General features: G+C 66.8%; 21 protein-coding genes. 8 read left to right on the top strand and 13 right to left on the bottom strand.

The annotated features are described in order from the left end of the window. Positions 1-11 precede the first annotated feature (11 nt). Complete coding sequence (locus AWB89_RS09600; protein ID WP_085173162.1) at positions 12-911, top strand: HpcH/HpaI aldolase/citrate lyase family protein; 900 nt, start codon at positions 12-14, stop codon at positions 909-911. Here AWB89_RS09600 and AWB89_RS09595 read toward each other — a convergent pair. Beyond that, positions 908-1,483, bottom strand: coding sequence for a cyclic nucleotide-binding domain-containing protein (locus AWB89_RS09595; RefSeq protein WP_085100127.1), 576 nt, complete (start codon positions 1,481-1,483; stop codon positions 908-910). The two genes, AWB89_RS09600 and AWB89_RS09595, sit on opposite strands and share 4 nt — an antisense overlap. A gap of 165 nt (positions 1,484-1,648) precedes the next feature. Here AWB89_RS09595 and AWB89_RS09590 point away from each other — a divergent pair, with 165 nt between their 5' ends. Together AWB89_RS09590 and AWB89_RS09585 are read left to right on the top strand one after the other, a co-directional pair. After that, positions 1,649-2,884 carry an osmoprotectant NAGGN system M42 family peptidase gene (locus tag AWB89_RS09590; RefSeq protein WP_085100124.1) on the top strand — a complete coding sequence of 412 codons (1,236 nt, stop codon included), beginning with the start codon at positions 1,649-1,651 and terminating at the stop codon, positions 2,882-2,884. A 188-nt stretch (positions 2,885-3,072) separates the two neighbouring features. Beyond that, entirely contained in the window at positions 3,073-3,522 is a 450-nt protein-coding gene (locus tag AWB89_RS09585; protein ID WP_085173161.1) for a limonene-1,2-epoxide hydrolase family protein, read from the top strand. On the opposite strand, the gene AWB89_RS09580 is transcribed toward AWB89_RS09585, so the two are convergent. Further along, complete coding sequence (locus tag AWB89_RS09580; RefSeq protein ID WP_085173159.1) at positions 3,519-4,724, bottom strand: FAD-dependent oxidoreductase; 1,206 nt, start codon at positions 4,722-4,724, stop codon at positions 3,519-3,521. The two genes, AWB89_RS09585 and AWB89_RS09580, sit on opposite strands and share 4 nt — an antisense overlap. A gap of 244 nt (positions 4,725-4,968) precedes the next feature. Here AWB89_RS09580 and AWB89_RS09575 point away from each other — a divergent pair, with 244 nt between their 5' ends. Then, positions 4,969-6,264, top strand: a complete 1,296-nt coding sequence (locus AWB89_RS09575) for an FAD-dependent oxidoreductase (RefSeq protein ID WP_085173157.1) — start codon at positions 4,969-4,971, stop codon at positions 6,262-6,264. Positions 6,265-6,285: 21 nt separating this feature from the next. Here the strand turns inward: AWB89_RS09575 and AWB89_RS09570 are convergent, their stop codons facing one another. The 3 genes from AWB89_RS09570 to AWB89_RS09560 form a co-directional block, all read right to left on the bottom strand. After that, on the bottom strand, positions 6,286-7,371 hold the full coding sequence (locus AWB89_RS09570) for a GGDEF domain-containing protein (RefSeq protein ID WP_085173155.1): 1,086 nt from the start codon (positions 7,369-7,371) through the stop codon (positions 6,286-6,288). A gap of 195 nt (positions 7,372-7,566) precedes the next feature. Next, positions 7,567-8,043 carry an SRPBCC family protein gene (locus tag AWB89_RS09565; RefSeq protein WP_085173153.1) on the bottom strand — a complete coding sequence of 159 codons (477 nt, stop codon included), beginning with the start codon at positions 8,041-8,043 and terminating at the stop codon, positions 7,567-7,569. Then, positions 8,040-8,738, bottom strand: coding sequence for a DUF899 domain-containing protein (locus tag AWB89_RS09560; RefSeq protein WP_085173151.1), 699 nt, complete (start codon positions 8,736-8,738; stop codon positions 8,040-8,042). Before AWB89_RS09560 ends, AWB89_RS09565 begins: the two co-directional genes overlap by 4 nt. An 83-nt stretch (positions 8,739-8,821) precedes the next feature. Between AWB89_RS09560 and AWB89_RS09555 the strand changes: the two genes are divergently transcribed. Next, positions 8,822-9,052, top strand: coding sequence for a DUF167 domain-containing protein (locus AWB89_RS09555; protein WP_085100103.1), 231 nt, complete (start codon positions 8,822-8,824; stop codon positions 9,050-9,052). Positions 9,053-9,064: 12 nt separating this feature from the next. Here AWB89_RS09555 and AWB89_RS09550 read toward each other — a convergent pair whose 3' ends face one another. Further along, entirely contained in the window at positions 9,065-9,910 is an 846-nt protein-coding gene (locus AWB89_RS09550) for an alpha/beta fold hydrolase (protein WP_085173546.1), read from the bottom strand. A 107-nt stretch (positions 9,911-10,017) separates the two neighbouring features. Further along, on the bottom strand, positions 10,018-10,467 hold the full coding sequence (locus AWB89_RS09545; RefSeq protein WP_085173544.1) for a YybH family protein: 450 nt from the start codon (positions 10,465-10,467) through the stop codon (positions 10,018-10,020). 87 nt (positions 10,468-10,554) lie between these two features. On the opposite strand from AWB89_RS09545, the gene AWB89_RS09540 reads away from it, so the two are divergent. Next, on the top strand, positions 10,555-10,875 hold the full coding sequence (locus AWB89_RS09540; RefSeq protein WP_085173149.1) for a hypothetical protein: 321 nt from the start codon (positions 10,555-10,557) through the stop codon (positions 10,873-10,875). A 266-nt stretch (positions 10,876-11,141) separates the two neighbouring features. Here the strand turns inward: AWB89_RS09540 and AWB89_RS09535 are convergent, their stop codons facing one another. From AWB89_RS09535 to AWB89_RS09510, 6 genes are all read right to left on the bottom strand, one after another. Beyond that, positions 11,142-11,705 (bottom strand): FKBP-type peptidyl-prolyl cis-trans isomerase, encoded by a 564-nt coding sequence (locus AWB89_RS09535; RefSeq protein WP_085173146.1) that lies wholly within the window; start codon positions 11,703-11,705, stop codon positions 11,142-11,144. Between the two features lie 17 nt (positions 11,706-11,722). Further along, positions 11,723-12,898 carry a serine hydrolase domain-containing protein gene (locus AWB89_RS09530; RefSeq protein ID WP_085173144.1) on the bottom strand — a complete coding sequence of 392 codons (1,176 nt, stop codon included), beginning with the start codon at positions 12,896-12,898 and terminating at the stop codon, positions 11,723-11,725. Beyond that, a complete protein-coding gene (locus AWB89_RS09525; RefSeq protein ID WP_085173140.1) occupies positions 12,895-14,355 on the bottom strand; it encodes a biotin carboxylase in 1,461 nt (486 codons plus the stop codon). Before AWB89_RS09525 ends, AWB89_RS09530 begins: the two co-directional genes overlap by 4 nt. Before the next feature lie 191 nt (positions 14,356-14,546). After that, positions 14,547-14,876 carry a hypothetical protein gene (locus AWB89_RS09520; RefSeq protein ID WP_085173138.1) on the bottom strand — a complete coding sequence of 110 codons (330 nt, stop codon included), beginning with the start codon at positions 14,874-14,876 and terminating at the stop codon, positions 14,547-14,549. Between the two features lie 112 nt (positions 14,877-14,988). Beyond that, on the bottom strand, positions 14,989-15,741 hold the full coding sequence (locus AWB89_RS09515) for a sugar phosphate isomerase/epimerase family protein (RefSeq protein ID WP_085173135.1): 753 nt from the start codon (positions 15,739-15,741) through the stop codon (positions 14,989-14,991). 59 nt (positions 15,742-15,800) lie between these two features. After that, positions 15,801-16,619 carry an alpha/beta fold hydrolase gene (locus AWB89_RS09510; protein WP_085173133.1) on the bottom strand — a complete coding sequence of 273 codons (819 nt, stop codon included), beginning with the start codon at positions 16,617-16,619 and terminating at the stop codon, positions 15,801-15,803. A gap of 396 nt (positions 16,620-17,015) precedes the next feature. Here AWB89_RS09510 and AWB89_RS09505 point away from each other — a divergent pair, with 396 nt between their 5' ends. Further along, on the top strand, positions 17,016-17,951 hold the full coding sequence (locus tag AWB89_RS09505; RefSeq protein ID WP_085173130.1) for an SAM-dependent methyltransferase: 936 nt from the start codon (positions 17,016-17,018) through the stop codon (positions 17,949-17,951). Between the two features lie 65 nt (positions 17,952-18,016). Continuing rightward, on the top strand, positions 18,017-18,625 hold the full coding sequence (locus tag AWB89_RS09500) for an LGFP repeat-containing protein (RefSeq protein ID WP_085173127.1): 609 nt from the start codon (positions 18,017-18,019) through the stop codon (positions 18,623-18,625). The last annotated feature ends 290 nt before the right edge of the window (positions 18,626-18,915 follow it).

The following is an 18,915-nucleotide window of genomic DNA, read 5'->3' as shown; positions in this document are numbered from 1 at the left end:
ACCCTTGCCACGTGGACGTCGAACACCACGGGGCACCAACGCCGCGGCCGCGCAGATCGGCCCTTTACCTGCCCGGCAACAACTCCCGGGCGCTGGAGAAGGGCAAGACCCTGCCGGCGGACGTGTTGATCTTCGACCTCGAGGATGCCGTCGGACCGGACGCGAAAGCCGATTCACGGACGAAGGTGTGCGACGCGATCTCGTCGGCGAGCTACCACCCTCGCGAGGTCGTAGTGCGCATCAACGGCCTCGACACCGACTGGCATCACGACGATTTGGCCGCAGTCGCCGCGTCGGTCGCCGACGGGGTGCTGGTACCGAAGGTCGAGACGGGCGAACAGGTCCGCGCGCTGGCCGCGTCGCTCGACAAGCTCGGCGCGCCGGAGTCGCTGCGGCTGTGGGTGATGATCGAGACCCCCCGCGCTTTCCTGAGGACCGAGGAGATCGCTTCGGCCAGCGGCCGTTTGGCCGCCTTCGTGGTGGGCACCAACGATCTCGTCAACGACCTGCACGCACTGCACGTCCCCGGGCGCGCGCCGGCGCTCACCGCGTTGTCGCTGGCGGTGTTGGGCGCGAGGGCGGCCGGAAAGGCGGTCCTGGACGGCGTTTTCAACGACATCGGCGACGAGGACGGGTTTCGTGCCGAGGCCCGGCAAGGTCGCGAGCTGGGGTTCGACGGAAAGACCCTCATTCACCCGTCCCAAATCGCGCCGGCCAACGAGCAATTCGGTCCGTCGCACAAAGAGGTGGCCGACGCCCGCAAGATCGTCGCGGCCTACGATCAGGCCCGGGCGGCGGGAAAGAGCGTCATCACGGTCGATGGCCGGATGGTCGAGAGCCTGCACGTGCGCGACGCCCAGCGGATCCTGGCCCTCGCCGAGCTCATCTCAGAGCGCGAACCCGCTTCCTAGCGCGCGGCGATCCACTGGGTGAGCGCGTCCTCGAGCGCCGCCGTGACACTCACGCCGGCGCTGGTGGCGGCGTCCTCGAACCGTTCGACCAAGTCCGCCGGCACCGAGGCGTTTACCTTGCAGCGGTCCGGCTTTTGGTTCCCCTGCGCGCGGGCCACCGGCTCGTGTCGCGCGACGGTCGCGTCCATCGTCTCGCGCAGCGCGGGCATCTCGTCGAGCAGGCGGGCGAGCTCGTCGCGCTCGATGCGAAGCACCTCCGACGGCCCGGTCGTCGTCACCGTCGCGGAACGCAGTTGCCCGCGGCGGAGCACGGATTCGCCGATCACCTCGCCGGGGCCCAGCACGGCGATGCGGTCCTGGCCGACGTACACCCCGGCCTCGCCGTTGAGCATGATGTAGCAGGCGTCCGAGGGCGTCTGCTCCTGAATCAGCGGCCAGGGCTTGGACCGCGCGATGCGGTGCGCCGCTTCGACGAGACGCCGCAACTCGCTTTCGGAGAATTTGTCGAATGCGTTGAATTCGCGTAGCCGGCGGACGTCTTGCTCCTGGTGTCCTTCCGCGTCCACTTTCATAGCGGGCTCCTCGTGCGCGATGTAAACCCGGACATCGAGGAGCCTAACGTGAATTTGCAGCAATAACGGGGAAAAAGTTAATCGGCGGCATGCGCCTGCCAGCCGGCCGGGTCCCGGCACCCGGTAGGTTGAACGCGAATCCGGACGACACCGAAGGGAGACACCGTGCGCCAAACCGCGGCCATGGCTGAGGCCGACCGCGCGTGGATGATCGATACTCTGCTCGCGCTGCTGCAGACCCCGAGCCCCGCGGGGCGCACGGACGCGGTGATGCAGCTGATCGGCGACATCTTCGACGACTTTGGCGTGCCGTTCACCCTGACCCGCCGCGGCGCGCTGACCGCCGAACTGCCGGGGGAGTCCGCGACCACCGACCGGGCGCTGGCGGTGCACGCGGACACCATCGGCTGCATGGTGCGCGCCCTCAAGGACAACGGACGCCTCGAGCTGGTTCCCGTCGGCACCTTTTCGGCGCGGTTCGCCACCGGCGCCCGGGTGCGGATCTTCAGCGACGACCCGGACGAGTTCATCACCGGCACCGTCCTACCGCTCAAGTCCAGCGGGCACGCGTTCGGCGACGAGATCGACACCCAGCCCACGGACTGGAAGCACGTCGAGGTCCGCGTCGACCGCAAGGTGTCCTCGCGGGACGACCTGGTCCGTCTCGGGCTGAACGTGGGTGACTTCGTCGCGCTGATCGCCAGCCCCGAACTCACCGCCGACGGCTTCATCGTTTCGCGGCACCTCGACGGCAAGGCCGGTGTCGCGGTCGCGCTCACACTGGCCAAGCACTTTTCGGAGAACAAGGTTGTTTTGCCGCACCGCACCACGGTCATGGTCACCATCACCGAGGAGGTCGGCCACGGGGCCAGCCACGGCCTGCCCGCGGACGTCGCCGAGTTGGTCTCGGTGGACAACGCGGTGTGCGCGCCCGGCCAGCACTCCATCGAGGACGGCGTGACCATCCCGATGGCCGACATGCACGGCCCCTTCGACTACCACCTGACCCGCAAGCTGTGCCGGCTCGCCGAGGAGCAAGGGATTCCCTTCGTGCGGGACGTGTTCCGCTACTACCGCTCCGACGCCGCCGCGGCCATCGAAGCCGGCGCGGAAACCAGGGCCGCGCTGGTCGGCTTCGGCCTCGACGGCAGCCACGGGTGGGAACGCACCCACATCGAGTCGCTGGAGGCGGCGTACAACCTGCTGCACTGCTGGTTGCGGACGCCGCTGACCTTCGCCAAGTGGGACGCCAAGCCGTCGGGCAACCTGCGCGACTTCCCGTCGTCCAAGCAGCCCGCGCCGACCGAGCAGTGGGTGCCGCTGGCCCGTGGCGAGCACGCCGAGCCCGGCGACGCGTCGCCGGGGTCGCACTGGCCGCCGTCGGAGGGCCCGCAGGCCTGACGACCCCAGGCCTGACGATGCGCCGCGCGGCGGCGAAATCTGTCCTGGACCGCTCCACCTGCGCACCGCGGCTCAAAGGCGGGAAGCGAGGGTCTTTACCGGGCCCCGCGCGGCGGATAGTGTCGACTGCCAAGCATTAAATCAAGCGATTTATTTAAGCATCGGGCGAGTGCGACCGGGAGAACGACATGTCACACGACATTGCCGACCGAAGCGAAACCGAGCAGATCGTTCTCGACTTCATCCACGCGGCGTACGGCGAGCACATGAACATCGACGCGATGACCGCGTTGATGGCGGACGACTTTGCCTGGCAGCTGCACGTCCCCCTGTCACCGGTGGTGGTCGGACGCGACGCGGCCCGCGCCGAGCTCGAGAAGCACGCGAGCCTCTCCACCGGCATGATCGAGGGCAGCGAAATTCGCACGATCGTGTCCACCGGTGACACCGTCGTAGTCGAACGAATCGACGTGAACGCCATGAACGGCATCACCGTGAAGTTCTTCGTCACAGCGATTTTCGAGGTCCGCGACGGTGCGATCACGCACTGGCGCGAGTATTGGGACACCAGCCACGTTGCGCGGCAACTCGGTATCGACCCGGCGCACATGTTCGATCCGCTGGCCGGCGACTCCTAGCCGGCGTGTACGTCCGGGGTGCGCACATGCTCCGGGCGGAAGCCGCGCCCGACGATGATCGGCGGGATGAACTGCAGGGGGCCGCGACCGACGAACTTGGGAACGGGGATGGGGGACAGGTCCCCGGTCAGATTGGGTTCGACCGCCCGGTTCTGGATGAAGACCTGACCGGCCTGGATGATTCGGGTGGGCAGCTCGCGGCGTTTCTGGACCTTGGCGAGGTCGGCATCGGTCAGCCGGTTTTCGCGGAGGGGTCCGGACAGAATATTCGCCGCGGCGACCGCATCGGCGACCGCGAGGTTGATGCCGACCCCGCCGGCCGGCGACATGGCGTGGGCGGCGTCGCCGATGCACAGCAGCCCTGTGCGCCACCACTTTTCGAGCCGGTCCACCCGCACGTCGAGGTGGCTGGTGTCATCCCACGAATGCAGGTCGTTGACGTGCTCGCGCAGCTGCGGCCGCGCGGAGACCAGGCGCTCTTTGAACGCATCCAGCGAACCCTCGCGCGGGTCGGTTCCCTTGGGCATGAGGTGGGCGACCTGCCAGTAGTCGCCCCGGTAGATCATGGCCATCAGCAGTCCCCTGCGGATCACCCCGAACAGCTCTTGGGGGTCGCCGGGACGCCATTTCAGCCGGAACCACAGGACGTCCATCGGTGAGTGCGCGGCGGCGATGGTCATGCCCGCGGCGTCCCGCACGGCGGACTTGCGTCCGTCGGCGCCGACCACCAGCTCCGCGCGCACCTCGAGGTCGGGCGTGCGCACCCCGGCGACTCGCTCGCCGTCGAAGATCAGGTCTTTGACCTCGGCGTTGCGGATCAGCGTGAATTCCGGGTAGGCGCTTGCCTTTTCGGCCAGGAAGTCCAGGAAGTCCCACTGCGGCATCAGCGCGATGTAGGGCTGCGGAAAGCCCAGCCGCTTCAGCACGCTGAAGTTGCCGAAGGTCCGAAGCGAGCCGTCGGTGTCGAAGGCGACACGCGTGATCTTGGTGTGGGGCAGGCGCAGGAACTCGTCGATGAACCCGAGCTCGTCCATGATCCGCAGGGTGGTGGGATGCACGGTGTCGCCGCGGAAATCGCGCAGGAAGTCGTTGTGCTTCTCACACACGACGACTTGGACGCCGGCGCGGGCGAGCAGCAGAGCGTGAACGAGTCCGGCGGGACCGCCGCCGGCGACACAGACCTGGGTCCGCAGAACGGTCATGCGCTGACCCTACTCGCCGGGGGTGGCGATCTCGCCCGCTGCGAAGCGGCATCGTCAACAACGACGCTCGGCGAGCCGAAACAGCTTGCGGACGAATTGGTTTCGCCGCAGGCGGGGCGCGTATCCCACCGCGTGGTGTGCGCGCGGCCGCCCATAATCTAAACTTTATCTAAGAGCCTCTTACTATTTCCTTAGTATTCGGGTAGGGTCGGATTCAGGCTGGTCGAGCGATTGCGGGAGCGGAATGAAGGTATTCGACGTCGTCGTTGTGGGTGCGCGGTGCGCCGGTTCACCGCTGGCCACGATGCTCGCGCGCAGGGGTTTGAGCGTCTGCCTGGTCGACCGTGCGCACTTTCCGTCGGACACCCCGTCGACCCACATCATTCAGCCTTCGGGCGTGCAGGTGCTCGAGGAACTGGGCGTGCTGGACGCGGTGATGGCCGCCGGCGCGGTCTCGCTCGATCGCATGACGATGGTGATCGACGATGCGGTGCGAATCGAGGCCACGGTCGATCCCACGATCACGACCCCGCGCGGCGTGTGCATTCGGCGTGTGACGCTGGACGCCTTGCTGGTCGACGCGGCGGCCGCGGCCGGCGCCGACGTTCGCACCGGCTTGCGCGTGACAAACCTCATCACCGAGGACGGGCGCGTGACCGGTGTCGAGACGGCCGGCGGCCCCATCCATGGACGGTTGGTGGTCGGCGCCGACGGGCGCCATTCGACGATCGCGGCGCTGGCCGGTGCCCGCGAATATCACGTCGCGGCTCCCGGAAAGATGTTTGCCTGGGCGTATTTCGAGGGCGTGCGCGACCGCGAGGGACACGCACGGCTCGGCCGCCGGGGCGATCTGGGCTTCCTCGCCGGGCCCACCGACGGTGACCTCTACATGGCCGCGATCGCGATCGATATGGCGAAACAAGCCGAGTTCCACGCCAACCGAGACGCCAACTTCACTGCCGGCCTGCGGGCCTGGCCCGAACTTGCGGAGGTGGTCGGAGGCGGTCGACGCGTCGGCCCCATTCGGGTGCTGACGAACTGGCACGGCTACTTCCGCGAGGCCGCCGGCCCCGGATGGGTGCTCGTCGGCGACGCCGGCCACTTCAAGGATCCGTCCCCGGGGCAGGGGATCGGCGACGCGTTCCGCCAGGCGCGCCGGCTGGCCCGCTCGATCGAGGAGGGGCTGGGCGACACCAGTCCCGACGAGGCCATGCGGCGCTGGTGGCAGTGGCGCGACGACGATGCCTATGAGATGCATTGGTTTGCAAACGATTTCGGCATGCCGGGCGCCACGACACCGTTCAGAACGCGCCTGATGAAGGAGGTCGCCGCCGAGCCCGCACCGAAACAGATGCTTCTCGGTGTGCTCAACCATGACGTCCGTCCCTCGCAGTTGTTCACGAATCGACTCGTGTTCCGGGCCGCGGCGCGCACGCTGCGCGACAGGCCCGACCGGCTGTTCGCCACGCTCAAGGAGATCGTCGGCGCGGGGAAGCAGAACGCGCTCCGTGCCCGGCGGCGGCGGCTCGTTCCGGCGTAGCTCCGCGAACGGCGGTACCCGTCAGGACGTCGGGGCCACCGCGGCGCAGTGGTGCCGCGCCCGGTTTCCGCCGCATCGCTTGGCTTCGTACATGGCGGTGTCGGCCTCGGCGACCAGCTGACGGAACGCACGCTCGGCGTCGTCGCAGCCCACGCTGCGCAACGGCAGGGTCGCGGTTCCCACGCTGGCCGTCACCGGGGCGGGGATCGCCGCCACGGCGCGACAGAGCCGATGACCCCACCCGTGCGGCGGTTCTGCCGCGACGACGTCGGCGATCAGAAATTCCTCCCCGCCGACGCGACCGATGACCGAGGTGTCCAGGCAGGCGGCCGTGAGCGCCCGGGCCGCCGCGACAAGCGCCTTGTCGCCGGCGGCGTGCCCTTGGCTGTCGTTGACCGCCTTGAAGCGGTCAAGGTCGACCATGGCCACGGCCAGATACATGTGGTCGCTGCCGGCGAGAATCCGCCCGATGACGGCGCGGTCGCAGGCCCGCCGATTCAACAGGCCGGTCAGCGGGTCGCGATCGGCGCGCAATAAATCGACGCCCAGCGCCCGCACGACGATTTGGATGGCGAATGGCACGATCACGTTGAGTTCGAGCACGAGAAAGTAACCGGTGAAGGCCAGTGTCGCATCGCCGGCGAAGACGAGGCGCACCACTTCGAAGGCGCCCACCGCACCGGCCAGGCAAAAGTTCAAAGCCATATACCGGCCGGTGTGAAAAAACGCGACGTAGCCACCCGGAACGGCTAAAGCCGAGCACGCCATCAGCGCGACGATCGGCTCGGTCTGCCAGAGGCAGCCGGCGGCCACGCTCGCGCTGCCGGTCATCGCGAACACGATCGATTGGCGCCGCGTGGGCCACCGGGACAACCACACCAACGCCATGCCCAGCCCGACCAGGCCGGCGAGCGTGGAGACGGTCAGCGCCACACGCGGATAAAACGGGGTCTGACCCCACAGCACGTTGACCGGCCACAGCGCCAGCGACGCAGAAACCCCCGCCAGGACCCGGCGGGTGTTGGCGCTCAGACCGTGGGCTTGCAGGTAGCCGGTCAGCCAGTCGAAGTGGTCGGGCTGTCGCCACCACGCCGCCAACCAATTCATTGATTGCCTTCCGGGTTGGTCATCGAGATTTACCAAACTAAACCCGGATCGCACGCTGATTACGACGAATGCTGCTATTCGACCGGAGGAATGCTTCGGGCGAATAATTTGGAATGCAAGTCTGATGTACGCTCGTGTTTTTCGACGACCGAATATGTGACGCGCCAGAATCATTCGCGCCGTGAAAGCGGAGGATCAGTGCACAATCGACCGCTCGAGGGCCGCCAGCGATTGCTCCAGGTAGTCCGGACCGAAGATGGGCATCGTGCCCACCTGGTCGCGGAAATCCTGCGGCGTGCCGCTCCAGTCATAGGTGAGGGTGACGTCGGTGCGGTCCCCGTTCGGGGCGAGGTCGTAGCGCCAGAACCACCCGCCGGGGCGGTGCTTGCCCGCCTCGTCGAGCTGGCCGGGCATCCAGCCGATCACGCGGTCCTTCTCGAACACGTTCACCAGGTTGTGGACGACGTAGTCACCGCCGGCCCGGTCCAGAAACATGTTCATCGCGAACATCTGTCCGGCGCCGGTGATCGGTGCGACGTCCACCGCGTCGCGGACCCAGTCGGTGGGTTCGGTGTTGCAGTGGTGAGACGGGTCCGCGAGGACGGCGAAGATCTGCGTCGGCGTCGCGGCCATCGTGCGGGTGGCGACGTAGCGTTCGGCGGTGGCGGTCATGAGTTGTCCCTGGGTCCGTAGGCTCGGGCGATGTCGGGGGAGTCGAGCCAGCCCGAGTATGTCGGGCGGGAGGGCCAGCCTTCGGGGGAATCGAGCCATTCCTCCTGCCGGCCCCACGGCAGGATGTCGATCAGCCCGAACGAATGGCTGAGTTGCTCGGTGCCCCGCCCGTTCGTGTGCCACGTGCGATACACGGTGTCGCCGTCACGCAGGAACACATTGACCCCGAAGCCCCCGCCGGGAGGCGCGTCCATGTCGGCGCCGAACGTGCTCTCCGACGCGGAGTACCACTCCATGCGGTTGCCGACCTTGCGCTTGTAGGCGAGTGCCTCCTCGATCGGTCCGTTGGTGACGATGACGAACCGGGCGTCGTAGTTGTCGAGGAACTCCAGTCGGGTGAATTGCGACGTGAAGCCGGTGCACCCGCCGCACTGCCATTCGGCGCCGTCCGACCACATGTGGTGGTAGACGATGAGCTGCGCACGGCCGGCGAACACATCCACCAGACGGATGGGGCCGTCGGGGCCGATCAGAGTGTAGTCGGGCAACTCGACCATCGGCAGGCGCCGGCGCTGGGCCGCGACCGCGTCAAGTTCGCGGGTCACGGCCTTCTCGCGCTTGCGCAGTTCGTCGAGCGCCGCGCGCCACGTCGAGTGGTCGACGATGGGGGGTAGGGCAGTTTTATCCGAGGGCATGGGATCCACCTTTGCGGTCAATGTCTTGCTCCGAAAGGTCTGACTCGTGGCGCGCCCGAAAGTCATCGGTAGCCTTACGCGGCATGACCGACTCCGTCGTCGTCAAGGTCAAGCCCGGCAGCCGCAAGGGGCCCCTTGTCGAGGTCGGTCCCGACGGCGAGCTGACGATCTACGTCCGGGAGCGCGCGGTCGACGGCAAGGCCAACGAGGCCGTCACCCGGTTGCTTGCGGCGCACCTGCAATTGCCCAGGAGCCGAATCGAATTGGTCTCCGGAACGACGGCGCGGCTCAAACGTTTCCGGGTCAGCCGTTGAGCATTCCTCCGACTACGCCGTCACCGCGTTCAACGCGGCGATCGCGTCGACCACCGCGTGCGGCCGATCCAGGGAGACAAAGGTTCTCGCGTCGGGCACTTCGATCAGCTGCGCGTTGCTGAACAACGCGGCCAGTCGCCGGCCCAGGCCCGGGGTGAAGCAGCGGTCTTCTTGGCCCCACACCAGCGTGACCGGCTTGGTGAAACGGGGCAGCCGGGTGGCGACATCGGTGAGATCGAAGGTAGCCACCTGACGCAGCAGTGCCGCCAGGTCGCGGCAGATGCGTGAGTCGGTGAGGCAGGGCTGCAGCCAGGCGGAGGTGAGGTCCGGGTCGGGCCGCTTGATGAGCAGGCCGAAGCCCAGCGGCGAGTGGCGCAGCGTGCGCGACCGCAGGAGTCGAATCAGCGCCTTGATCGAGGTGGGGCCCCGAAGCAGGCCGAATGCGACGTCGAACGGGAAGGGCGGGCACTTGTCGAAGGCGTCGCAGTTGGTGAGGAGCAGCCGGCCGATCCGGTCCGGGTGGGCGTCGACGACCAGTTGGCACAGCCCACCGCCCGTGTCGCTACCGACCAGCGTCACGCCGGAAAGGCCGAGGGCGACGATCACGTCGTTGACCAGCTCGGCGACCCCGGGCAGGGACAGCACGCCGGCGTCGCGGACGGGGATGGTGTGCGAGCCCAACGGCAGGGTCGGCACGATGCAGCGGAAACCGCGCCGCGCCAGGCCTTCGGCGACCTCGCGCCACAGTCGACCGTCCACCAGGATCCCGTGGACGAACAGCACCGGCGCGTGCGGTGAATCCTTCGGTCCGAATTCCTGGTATTCGATCGTGGCCTGCCGGAGCGCGAGCTGTGCCATGACGGTCATTCCTCCCTACAGCGTTTGGTGCCGACCCCACCCGAATCGAAGCTCAGCGGCCGCTGCCAGGGCCACCCCGGACACTGCCATGGACTGCCAATGCCTGGTCAGGGCTCCAGATTCACCAGCGCTGCGCCGGTCGCCAAATCCAGGGGAACCGACACCTGGTCGTGCGTAATGACCCAGCGGCCGCCGAGCTTGCGAAGGCACATCGTCGCCCGCACCCAGAAACCGTTGGTGGCCACACCGGTGCGCAGCGTGCCGCTGAGCCGATTGAGGCTGTGGGCGAACGCCACGCCCTCGCCCACGGTGACGGCCAGCTCGCGAACCTCGTACTCAAGGGGGCACTCGTATGCCGCGAACACGCGTTCCCAGTTCTTCCGTTTTGCCTGCCCACCAACATGCCGGAGCGGTGGTTCGATGTCGAAGGACACCACGTCGGACGCGTAGATCGACATGACCGCATCGAGATCGTGGGCCCGAAGGGCGCCGGCCAGCTCGTCGATGAGCCGTCGAATCTCGGCTTCGTCGGCCGCGGGGTCGGTTTCGGTCGTCACGAACTCGACGGTAGCCGCCCCGGACCTATTGACCTGCACGGCCGGGCTCGGTTCGATGATCCATATGCCACACGGGGGAGGCTTGCCATGAGAACGTTCGTTCGCCGTCTCGTTCCCGCCGCCTTGGCGGCGTTGGCATCGATGGCCGCCGTGACGATCGCGACGCCGGCGGTGAGCAGGGCCGACTGCGCGGACGGCGAGTGGTGGGACCCGACCGGCAAGGTCTGCCGGCCGCTCGGTGTCGGGCCGCAGCCGCTGGCATGCGACCCGGGGCAGTGGTGGGACCCGACGGCCAATGTGTGCCGGCCGCTGGGTGTCGGGCCGCAGCCGCTGGCATGCGACAACGGCTGGTGGTGGGATCCGGGCGCCAACGTTTGCCGTCCGCCGCTGGTACCGCCGGCGAGCTGATCCCGACGTGGCCTCAACAGATCGCTTAGTAGACGCTGGCGTTCCTTCGCCACGCATAGTAAGCTCATAGCTAATAGTGAACGTGCTCGTCTATAATCCGCAGAACGAAGGCGCCATGTACACCGCCCCATCGCCTTTTGACGACCCGACGACCCCGATTGACGCTCAGGCGTTGCGAGCATGGTGGGCGCGCCAGCGACGCCAGCCGCAGCCAGTCGACCGGCGCAGAGCAGAGCGGGTCGTGTTCACGCGGCAGAGGTAGCGGCTCAGCCGGCGGCGTTCAGGATCTTGATCGCGAAGACGAGCGTGTCGCCCGGCCGGATGCCGGCGCTGGGCTGACCGTCGGGATAGCCGTCCGCCGACGTCATGGCGACGGCGACCGTGGACCCGACCTTTTGTCCCGCAATGGCCTTCTGGAACCCGGGCACGACCCCGCCGAGGGGGAAGTCGACCGCGGCGCCGCGGTCATAGCTGCTGTCGAACACGGACCCGTCGCGTCCGTTGACGCCCATGTAGCAGACGGAAACCTTCGCCGTGCTCGGGACCGTTGCGCCGTCTCCGGCGTGCAGCGTGTGCACCTGCGTCTGGGCCACGCTGAAGGGTGCCGTCACGCTCACGCGCGGAGCCGCCGTATCCGTGGACCCGGTGACCGCGACGCTGCCCGTGGTTCCGGCCAGCGTCCAGTCCGGCGCCCCGCCGTTCGGCGGTGCCGCGGTGGGGCAGGAGCCGGCGGCGGTGGCCGTGCCCGGCGTGACGAGCATGACGCTGGCCGCAACACAGGCCGCGAGCGCGACGGAGTGGGACACCCGGGAAGATTTCACGGCCGTCACGCTACAGGGCCTTCGGACTAGCTTGCGATCCCAGCCAGTTCGTGTGCCACCGCATCGAAGGCGCGCAGCGTGTCCAGCATGTGCGGCTCGTGGGAATGCGGCTGGCTGGACAATTTGGCGGCGACCATCTCGGTCTCGCGGTTGATGTAGATCATCTGGCCGCACATGCCCAGGCACAAGGCCACGTTGTTGCCGGGGTAGGGGAGCCACACCTGGTTGCGGTACATCCCGCCGGGTAGTTCGGTGTCCTCGGGGCACGCGGCGAACGCCTGGCGCGAGTCGGGGCCGCCGTGGAGCGTGTCGGCGATCCACGCCGCCGGCACCACTTGTTCGCCGGTGAGCGAGACGCCGTCGCGCAATACCAGCTCGCCGAATCGGATCATGTCGGTGAGGCAGGCGTTGATGCCGCCGTCGAAAAATCCGGTGCCGGCGGGGTCTACACCGATGGTGGCGTCGCATTGGGCGCCGATGCGGCTCCACAGCAGCTCCGACATCAGTCCCGGCATCCGCCGGCCGCCGGCGACCTCGCAGATCCAGCCGAGCACATCGGTTTCGCACGAACGATATTCGAACGGGCCGCCGTGAGCCGACTTCTGCCGCAAGGTGAGCAGGAACTCGCGCAGGCCGGCGGGGGCGTCCGGACTGCGCCTGGGCGCCCAGCCCATCGCCTGGTCGAGCAGATGAATTTCCGCGGACGGGTCGCCGTAGTTTTCCGAAAAGGCGATGCCGGACCTCATGTCCAGCAGGTGGCGCACCGTCGCACCCGCGTAGCCGCAATCCGCAAGGGCCGGAACGTAGTTCGTGACCGGCGCTTCAAGCTCGATCGCACCGGCCCCGTGCAGCACGCCGACGACGGCCCCCACCAGCGATTTGCTCACCGAGAAGAGCAGGTGCCGGGTGTCGGCTTTGAGATCGTTGAGGTACTCCTCGGCCACCATCGACCCGCGATGGGCGACGGCCCACCCGTCGGTCGCGGTGGCCGCCATCACCGCGCCGACGCTCGTGGCCGCCCCGTCGGTGTTGGTCACCGGGATCTCCGCGAGGGGAGCGGTGGCCGGCGGGATGGCAGCGACCGGGCCGGTCCCGCGCGAGATCAGCGCGGTCGGCACCATGTCCTCGACATGCTGGAACGACCACTGCAGGTAGGGCGGCGACAGCCAGTTGTCCAGTGAGATGCCGGCCGGGGCGCTCACGCGCGCGCGACGAGCCGAGAAACGATCGGCGCGGCGGGCGTCAGGGGCGTCGAGACGAACTTCGCCTTCATGCCCTTGACCCAGCGCTGGCAGCGCTCGCTGAGCTGGTAGTCGTCCGTCTGCAGATGTGAGCGGGTGACAAGCACGCCGAGTTGGGCGCCCTCGGAACGCAAGTCGCCGGGAGCCGCGACCCGCATGTAAAAGGCCTCGGACCCGTCGAGCAGCGTGGCCCAATCGTTGGCGGTCCGCGAGAAGGAGACCCGACCGTCGTCGTCGATGCGCCAGACCCCGGTGCGTGGCGTCGCGGTGAAGATCTCGATATCGGGCGAGGTCTCGGTGAGTATCACCTGGCCCCAGACCTCATCCTCGCCATAGCCGCGCTCCCAGCGCGTGTTGATCTCGTCGATGTCGAGCTCGTAGTCCACGTCCATGTACTCGAGCAGGTGGAAAAGGAACAGCGGCATGTCGGCGTAGGCCTCGGCGGTCAGGTTCGTCATCGGGCTGGCGCCGCTGAGGCGCGGATTCACCTCGCCGAGGTAGAGCTCGTCGGAGTCGAGGTCGTGCAGCAGGTCCACCTCGAAGTAGCCGAGGTAACCCTCGCGGCGCATGACGTCGCCCAGCTTCGTCACCATTTCCCGCGCGGCATGTGTCTGTGCGGGCGGCAGCACCTCGTGCCAGATGTCGTTGCCGCACCAGCTGCCCCGGCTCGGCGTCAGCTCCGAGTAACCGACGAGACTGGTCATCGCGGGCCCAACCACGGTGCCGTGGCGGGTCACGGCGCCCTCGAGGCACACCTCCACATTGCGGATCCGCTTCATCACCTTGAGGTCCTGCCCGACCAGGTCGCCGGCGTTCTTGTCCCAGTCCTGCTGCCCGTGGACGAAGAACGTCCCGCTGCCGGCATTGCCATAGGCGATCGATATGACGAGGTCATCGCCCAACCCGGCGTTTTGTGCGAGCTCCAGCAGCTCGTCGTACGAGCCGGCCCGCCCGATCGTGTTGGGCACGCTGGGCACCCCCGCCTCGTCGGCCAGGCGCGTCATGACAATCTTGGAGCCCAGCCGATTGCGCAGCTCGATCGGCGGGTGCATGACCTCGAGGCCCGCCGACCGCGCGAGGGCCTGGATTTCCTCGTTCATCATCACAAAGCAGCACTTGCCGCCGGGGCCTTTGCCCGCGATGAACTCGAGCGTCTCGGAATCGGACAGCAGGTGGCTGCACACCTCGTCCATGGAGTCGAAATCGCGGCGGTCCCGCCGCCGGGGCACGAACACGCGCGAGTGCGTGCCCTCGAAAGAGTCAAAGTAGGTGAGGTAGAAGAAGTTTCGTATCCAGCGGTCGACGCCCAGCAGGTTGAACGGTGTGGGAGAGATGAAGTACAGGGGCACCTTGTTGGTGTGGAAGAACGCGCGGATGTCCGACAGACCGTTCAGGACGCGCGGCGCGGGCTCACTCATGTTCAGGCCTCCCGCGTTGACGTCGACGCCCGGGACGGGAGCGCTGGGGTTTGTGCGACGGTGATGACATCACGTAGCTGCATTGCACAATTGTGCGCCCTGCCGCCGGTCGATGTCTGGGGAACTCCGGGGACGGCGAGCCGAAGCGGCGTAGCAGCACCCAGCAGCTGGTCGACTTGGGCGGTCGGCTGTCAAGAGTTGGGCATGATCTCAACCGGATGTTCGCTCAACGGCTCAATGACGATTCCGAAGTTCTTCATCAGGTCAATGGACCGGGTCGTATCTATCACGCTCTTGATGTCACCCTCAATTATCATGTACGCCGCCCGGTTCGATCTGTCATAGAACTCTCGCATCGATTCCATGGTGCGAAAGACCGGAAAGTACTGCACGCCTTCACGTTCAAGCAAAAACAACCTCTGATTGCCGTCTTTCGTGTCACCAAAAGGGGTGGAGTAGAAGACCCTCTCGTCATCGGTGTCCGTTCGTGCGGCGCGCTTCTTTCTTTTAAATAGGCGCACGATGTCTCCTTTAAGCGGGTGTCGTTGGCGAACTCAGTATTCAGTGAACCACTCCACCGCCCGGTCAAAGTCGTGCGCAACGGGGTGCGGTCACATGCGACGCGCTGATGTCTCAGCTCCAGTACGTGGCAGTCGTGGTGTACATGCGTCCGGTTAGCTCGTCGACGGGTAGGTCGCGCAGTTGCGCGCTGAGCACCTCGACGCTGACCGTACCGTCCCAGCCGCGGTCCAGCAGCGTTGTGGCGAAACGGTTTAACTCGAGAACACCTTCGCCGGGCAAGGCGCGGCGGTGCAGGCTTTCGCGGATCATCCGGTCTGGATACTCAGGTTCCAGTGCATCGGCGAACTGAACGTAGGCGATGTCGTCCAGCGGCACCGCCGACAGGTCCTCCCACGTGTTGGAGCTGAAGCAGAAGTGCCACGAGTCAATCATCAGCCCGGCCCGCGCCGTCTTGCCCGCGGCCAGCACATACTCCATGCCGTCGCTGATCGTCGGAATTGCGCCCAGCGGTGTGTATTCCACCGCAATACCAGCACCGGCATCGTCGAAGATCCTGGCGCAGCGTCGAATTCGCTCCGCTGGCGCCTTGTCAGTGAACACCGTCAGCACCCAGTCCGCGCCGATGGTCTTCGCGCGGTCAGCCAACTGCTCGGCGTTTGCCATGGTGGCGGATTCGTCGTCGCCGACTATGAAGGCGAGCAGTTCGTGGCAGCGCACTCCAGTTGCGGCATATGCCTCGATGGCGGCCGCGTCGACCCGCTCAGCGTTGATGCCGACTGAGTCGAACCCGGCCGCGCTCGCCGCCGACACCAGGTCGGACGTCGCGATATCCCACTTGCCGTCGGGTGTCAGAGCAAGCTGCACAATCGCAGGACGCTACTCCGCGGCTAGATCCGGCACCCACACCGCATCGTTGATTGCGATCAGGACGCGATGAACGCGAGCAGATCCGGATTGAGGACATCTGCGTGCGTGGTCAACATGCCGTGGGGGTAGCCGGCATAGCTCTTCAACACGCCGTTCTGAAGTAGGTCGAGCACTCGGGGTACCGAGCTGGTGAAGGGAACGATCTGATCGTCATCGCCGTGCATCACCAGGACGGGGACGGTGATCGCGCGCAGATCCTCGGTGTAGTCCAGCAGCCAGGCAGACACGGTCTCATAGTGAGCGTGGGCGCTGCCGGACATGCCCTGTCGCCACCAGTTCGCAATGACCGCCTCGGACGGCTCCACCCCGGGTCGGTTGAATCCGTAGAACGGACCCTCGGGCACCGCGCGGAAGAATTCCGATCGATTTCCCAGGATGCCCGCCCGCACCGCGTCGAACCACTCTTGGGGTTGCCCGCCGGGATTGCTCTCGGTCTGCAGCATGGTCGGCGTCGGGGAGGACACCAGTACCGCCTTGGCGACTCGCTCTTGGTGACGGGCCACATAGCGGGCCACCTCAGGACCGCCGGTGGAGTGCCCGATATGGACGGCCTCGCGCAGGTCGAGTTGCTCGGTCAACGCGGCCAGGTCGGCCACCCAGTGCTCGATGTCATTGCCGTCCCCGGTCTGCTCCGATCGGCCGTGTCCGCGCCGGTCGTGCGCGATCACCCGATAGCCGTGGTGCAGGAAGAACATCATCTGCGCGTCCCAGTCGTCGGCCGTCAGCGGCCAGCCATGACTGAAGACGATCGGCTGGCCCGAGCCCCAGTCCTTGTAGAAGATCTCGACACCGTCCGAGGTGGTGATGGTGGGCATGGCCTTTCCTCCCGCGGTCGCCTCTCGCGGGCGCCTCCCGCGGTCGAGTGACAGTCAACCGCAAGCCAGAAACTTTTTCCTGCTGGCCTCTCCAGCTCGTTGATGGAAGGAGCTGTCATGGGTCTTGGCTCTAGCGTTGCGCCACCGGCGATCTGGGCTCCGCCGGCCGACACGCCGTGCGCCGCCGTGCGCGAGGCGGGTGGACGAGGCCCAGGCACTACCACGGTGCTGGAACTGCTCGCTGCCAGAATCCAGTTGTCTGCTGGCATCATTGGTCGGAGTAGTTCCGATGAGGCATCGGCATTGGTGCGCCGGTCCGGGAAGGTACGCCGTGCTGAAGGGGGAGCGCCAGGACAGCTGGTCGTACCGTCTCCAGACGACTTTCGGAGACCGACGATGACACCGCCCAACGATGGCGCCTGGGATCCGGCCACCGGCGTGGGAGCCACGGCCACGATGGCGGCCGCGGCAAGAGCCGTCGCCACCAGGGACGGGACCATCAACGACGTATTCGCCGAGCCATTGGTGCGCGCGGTCGGGGTGAACTTTCTGACCCGCTGGGCCACCGGTGAGCTGGTCGCCTCGGATCTCGACGTCGAGGGCAGCCCATGGGGTCTGGCACAGATGCCTGCATCGATTGCGGCCCGAACGGCGTACTTCGATGAATTCTGTGCCGACGCTGCGGCGGCGGGCATCCGCCAAGTCGTCATTCTCGCCTCGGGCCTGGATGCTCGTACTTATCGACTGGACTGGCCGACAGGGATGACGGTATTCGAAATCGATCAGCCGGCCGTCATTAAGTTCAAAGCCACGACGCTGGCCCAACTCGGTGTCGAACCGAAAGTCGATGTCCGCCCGGTCGCAGCCGACCTGCGCGAGGACTGGTCGATAGCGCTGAAGACGACGGACTTCGACACCAGCAAGGCCACGGCGTGGATCGCCGAAGGTCTGTTCGGCTATCTGGCACCGGAGGCTCAGGATCGACTGCTCGATGCCGTCACGGCACTCAGCGCGCCAGGCAGCCGCCTCGGAAGCGAGGCCGTGCCGAATACCGCCGACATGGACCCCAACGCAGCGCGCGAACGCATGCGGGAGGCGACGGCCAAGTGGCGCGAGCACGACTTCGAACTCGACTTCGACGTGATCGCGTTCGAGGGCGAGCGCCACGACGTCTCCGCGTACCTTGACGCGCGCGGCTGGACATCGGTCGCAACGCCAATGGCCGAGCTGCTCGCCGGCCACGGGTTGGGGGCGATCGCGCAATCCGACGACGATCGACAAACGATGAACGGCGTCACCTACTACACGTCGACGCTGGGCACAGCACGCTAGCACCGCCGAAGCGGGGGTCAGCTGCAACTCGACCCACACCACAGCACGACGCGAGGAGGAAACCCATGGGAACGATCGCATACCGCCACCCGGCCGTCGTCGGCGTGGCCGCCGTCGCGCTGATCAGCGTCGGCTGCAGCAATGGCAAGAGCGTCGACGCGTCGCCACCACCTCAGGTCGGGGGGAACACCATCTCCACGTCCAGCACACCAGCGCAGCCCGCCGAGGTGAAGCTCACCGGGGTGGGTGACGTGGAAGTGACTTTGACCGGCCCGATCGCCGCCAAGTACTTGTCGGCAACCGATGCTCAGAAGAACGCTCTCGGCAAGCCGCTGACGGGTGACCGCAACGCGGGGACACGGGAGAGTGGCCTGGTATTCCAGCAGTTTCAGGGCGGCGTGATCACCGCCAGGAACGCCGCGGCCGGCACGCCCGCATATATCACCCTGGGCATGATCCGGGAAGCCTGGAATGTCCCACGCGGTCCGGACGGCACACCTGAGGTCACCGGCACTAATGGTTCGGCGGGTCCGCTGGGTTTCCCAACCAGCGATCAGAACGCCGTCGGCGATCTACTCGTAACGACCTTCGAGCACGGCAAGGTCGAGTACAACCAGAAAACCGGCCAGGTCGAGGTAACGGTAAACGGCAAGGTCGTGCCATCCGGCCTGTAGCCTGACCCAGCTATTTCATGCCGGGTGGTCGCGTTGTCATCCGCGAGCTCCGAAAATGCCAAGCTCACTGAGACTACGGTGCTCGTATGTGTCTCAGTTAAGTTGTCATTTCCGTAATGGCGACTAGTCGCTCACCTTAAGTCAGGGACCAACGATTGGTGGCGCGTGCGCAAAGGGGGATCGAGACCTTCCGCTCGTCCGCGGCTTGGCTGGGCCTGATATAGCGGCGCGGCGCGGGGTATTACGTTCCGGGCGCGCCGCTCAGCTTCGTGGGGCAAGGCCTCGGCACC

Origin of the sequence: Mycobacterium paraense (genome assembly GCF_002101815.1) — a bacterium.
Lineage (GTDB): Bacteria > Actinomycetota > Actinomycetes > Mycobacteriales > Mycobacteriaceae > Mycobacterium > Mycobacterium paraense.
Note: the sequence above shows the minus strand (reverse complement) of the source record. Positions and strands in the feature narration are given on the sequence as shown.

What these genes read in the sequence shown, in the direction of transcription:
- AWB89_RS09595 (WP_085100127.1), bottom strand. Translation starts at nt 1,483, where the DNA reads ATGAAAGTGGACGCGGAAGGACACCAGGAGCAAGACGTCCGCCGGCTA.
- AWB89_RS09550 (WP_085173546.1), bottom strand. Translation starts at nt 9,910, where the DNA reads ATGGCACAGCTCGCGCTCCGGCAGGCCACGATCGAATACCAGGAATTC.
- AWB89_RS09510 (WP_085173133.1), bottom strand. Translation starts at nt 16,619, where the DNA reads ATGCCCACCATCACCACCTCGGACGGTGTCGAGATCTTCTACAAGGAC.
- AWB89_RS09525 (WP_085173140.1), bottom strand. Translation starts at nt 14,355, where the DNA reads ATGAGTGAGCCCGCGCCGCGCGTCCTGAACGGTCTGTCGGACATCCGC.
- AWB89_RS09560 (WP_085173151.1), bottom strand. Translation starts at nt 8,738, where the DNA reads ATGCCCTCGGATAAAACTGCCCTACCCCCCATCGTCGACCACTCGACG.
- AWB89_RS09555 (WP_085100103.1), top strand. Translation starts at nt 8,822, where the DNA reads ATGACCGACTCCGTCGTCGTCAAGGTCAAGCCCGGCAGCCGCAAGGGG.
- AWB89_RS09575 (WP_085173157.1), top strand. Translation starts at nt 4,969, where the DNA reads ATGAAGGTATTCGACGTCGTCGTTGTGGGTGCGCGGTGCGCCGGTTCA.
- AWB89_RS09585 (WP_085173161.1), top strand. Translation starts at nt 3,073, where the DNA reads ATGTCACACGACATTGCCGACCGAAGCGAAACCGAGCAGATCGTTCTC.
- AWB89_RS09565 (WP_085173153.1), bottom strand. Translation starts at nt 8,043, where the DNA reads ATGACCGCCACCGCCGAACGCTACGTCGCCACCCGCACGATGGCCGCG.
- AWB89_RS09570 (WP_085173155.1), bottom strand. Translation starts at nt 7,371, where the DNA reads ATGAATTGGTTGGCGGCGTGGTGGCGACAGCCCGACCACTTCGACTGG.
- AWB89_RS09540 (WP_085173149.1), top strand. Translation starts at nt 10,555, where the DNA reads ATGAGAACGTTCGTTCGCCGTCTCGTTCCCGCCGCCTTGGCGGCGTTG.
- AWB89_RS09505 (WP_085173130.1), top strand. Translation starts at nt 17,016, where the DNA reads ATGACACCGCCCAACGATGGCGCCTGGGATCCGGCCACCGGCGTGGGA.
- AWB89_RS09580 (WP_085173159.1), bottom strand. Translation starts at nt 4,724, where the DNA reads ATGACCGTTCTGCGGACCCAGGTCTGTGTCGCCGGCGGCGGTCCCGCC.
- AWB89_RS09500 (WP_085173127.1), top strand. Translation starts at nt 18,017, where the DNA reads ATGGGAACGATCGCATACCGCCACCCGGCCGTCGTCGGCGTGGCCGCC.